Annotated in this window: 1 protein-coding gene; it reads left to right on the top strand. The window is 77.3% G+C overall.

The window, feature by feature from the left end:
* Positions 1-963, top strand: a 963-nt coding sequence (locus tag OOT08_RS17110) for an ABC transporter transmembrane domain-containing protein (protein WP_325094053.1), incomplete at both ends; no start/stop codon positions are given.

Raw genomic sequence — 963 nt, 5'->3', positions numbered from 1 at the left:
GTGACCGGGCAGACGCTCTCGGGCGTCGCCGCGCTCGCCGCGACCTGGGGCGTGGTCCGGATGATCGACTCGCCCTCCCCCGCCCGGACCGCCTGGGTCCTCGCCGCGCTCGGCCTTGCCGCGCTCCTGGCCGCCGGAGCCGCCTGGCTCGCCCACGCCGCGGAGGCCCGCTTCGAGGCGCGGCTGCGCCGCGCGGTCGCCGCGCGCGTGCTCCGGCTCCCCGCCTCCCGGGCCAGCGCCTATCCCAGCGATCACCTCCGCCGCCTCGTCTCCGACGACGTCGCGGCCCTGCACCACACGATCGCGCACCTCCCCGGCGAGATCGCCGCGCTGATCGTGATCCCCGCCTGTTCGGTCGCCCTCCTGCTCGCCCTCGCGGGGCCGACGGCGCTCGCGGCGCTGCTCCCCGGGGTCCTCGCCGCGCTCGCCTACCTCACGGTCATCCCCCGGCTCTCGGCCGCGCACGGTGCGGAACGGGGCCGGGTCATGGGAGAGATCACGACGGCGGTCGACGACTACGCCCGCGGCATCCACGTCTTCCGCAGCTTCGGCGGGGCGGAGGGGGCCCTGCGCGAGTACTCGGACGCGGCCGAGCGCTTCACCACGGGCATGGTCGCCTGGGTGCGCCGGGTCGCGACGCCCGCCGCGGTCGCCGTCGCCCTGCTCCAGGCCGCCGCCAGCTACGCCATTGCCTACGCGATCGGCTTCGCCGGGGACACCGCGACCCTCGCCGCAACCCTGCTGCTCAGCCTGGCCATCGTCACCCCCGCGCTCCGCCTCGGGCACGGGCTCGACTTCGTGGCGGGCGGCCGCCGAGCCGCCGCGCGGATCGGGGACCTCCTCCGCGAGCCTGCGCTCGCCGAGGGCTCCTTGACCGTCGCCGAGCCGCACCCCGCCGTCCGCGTCGAGGGGCTCGTCCTCGACGTCGACGGGCGGCGCATCATCGAGGGGCTGGACCTGCTG

Source organism: Leucobacter sp. M11, assembly GCF_035726885.1.
In the GTDB taxonomy this organism is placed as follows: Bacteria; Actinomycetota; Actinomycetes; order Actinomycetales; family Microbacteriaceae; genus JAPFRB01.
Note: the sequence above shows the minus strand (reverse complement) of the source record. Positions and strands in the feature narration are given on the sequence as shown.